The organism is Mongoliitalea lutea (assembly GCF_014652135.1).
Lineage (GTDB): Bacteria > Bacteroidota > Bacteroidia > Cytophagales > Cyclobacteriaceae > Mongoliitalea > Mongoliitalea lutea.
The window spans coordinates 1-1,546 of record NZ_BMYF01000051.1 but is presented as its reverse complement, the minus strand read 5'-3'; the positions used below and the strand labels follow the sequence as shown (position 1 = coordinate 1,546).

Sequence of the window (1,546 nt, the reverse complement as noted above, 5' to 3'; positions counted from 1 at the left end):
CCAACTTTCTTTTTTGATCCAAGAAAAGATAGCCTTCGGGATTTTCATATGGAATTCCTTTTACGACCATATTCCAAATGATGACTGCAAGCTTTCTTGCTGTGGCGCTGATGGCAGATACTCTACCTTTTCTAAAGCTTATTCTCTGAAAGAAGTCCCTCAACGGAGTTGAATCCTTCAAATTCCCAATGGCATTTGCAGCATTCCTTAAGGCTATTTTAAGTCTGTTGCTCCCTTTTGGCACTTTACTAGACAATACTTTTCCGCCACTTACTTTATTGTTTGGGGCAAGCCTAAGCCATGAAGCAAAGTGCTTGGCTGTTTTAAACTTTTTGATCCCCTCTATGCCTACTTCACTCATCAATGCCAAAACCGTAGAAAAGCTCATCCCTTCAATTGCCAAAAGATCTGTCCCCTCAAACATCTGGTACGCTTTTAGATTTAGATCAATGTCTTTTGGAGTGTTCTTATTTACTCTTTTATGGGGTTTTGATTCGAGGTAGTGTTCTCGCTTATTATCATCCGAATCGATGATTTCATTCAGCTTTTTCTCTATCTCTTTATCACAATCTTCAATTTTCATTCGAAGGTGATCATAAGTGTCCAGCTCCTGTTTTAAGGCAAAAAGGTAATCCTTCCTTCCATTACTCTGTAAGGCAGCTGCTATCTCTTCCTCACTCTTTCTGCAATTCCCATGTCGGAGTGAAGCCAGCTTCTTTGGATCTGTTTCGCCATCACAGATTGCTCTGATGATCAGCAGTCCAGTAAGCCCACATATATCATTTACAACTACATCCAATCGGAAGTTTAATAGCCTTAGATATTTCTGCATTTTCTTTGATGCTGCAGCAGCTGAATGAAGTAAATTTGATCTGTGTCTGCAGTAAGTCCTTAACTCCTCTGTCTGTCCATCAGGCAAAAAACTTCCAGTTAATAACCCCAATGTATGTAGTTTTTGGATCCACTGACAGTCCATGACATCACTCTTTTTTCCTTTGATATTCTTGGTGAACTTACCATTACAGAGTATCAGATGGAATCCCCGTGAAAGTAATACGGCATAGAGATTTTGCCAATAGGTACCAGTACTTTCCATTGCTATAGTCCTCACATTCCTTTCCTTCAACCAATCTGCCATAGCAAACAAGTCCTGGTTGAATACCCCAAATTCCCGAACATCATGCTCGGTTTGACCTACTGCTACCCAGTGGGAGCGACTGCCGACGTCAATTCCCGCAGCCTGCGGATTGACGACTTCCATGGAGATAGATTCTTGTTCCATTTGATTAAGAATTGATAGATCTCTCAGGGGATGTGCTTTTGGCTAGAAAATATTCTGAACGGGGTATCTGGCTTTTTAAAGACAAATCCGCCACTGAAATCATCGCAAGCATCCCAACCAGAATGACGCCCGTGCTCTTCGATTACTCGAGGGCAACATTTCTTAAATCGGCCTTGCTGAGAGGCTATTAATTTACAAAAAATCTTGCCATGATGCTGTCCTGCGTTAGCTTACGAAATCAACTTTTTAAAAGTAGGGGGAATG

The 1,546-nt window shown here is 41.3% G+C and carries 1 protein-coding gene; it reads right to left on the bottom strand.

Going from position 1 to position 1,546, the window contains the following annotated elements:
• On the bottom strand, positions 1–1,282 hold a 1,282-nt coding region (locus IE080_RS19315; RefSeq protein WP_189586817.1), incomplete at its 3' end, for an IS110 family RNA-guided transposase.
• Positions 1,283–1,546: the final 264 nt, after the last annotated feature.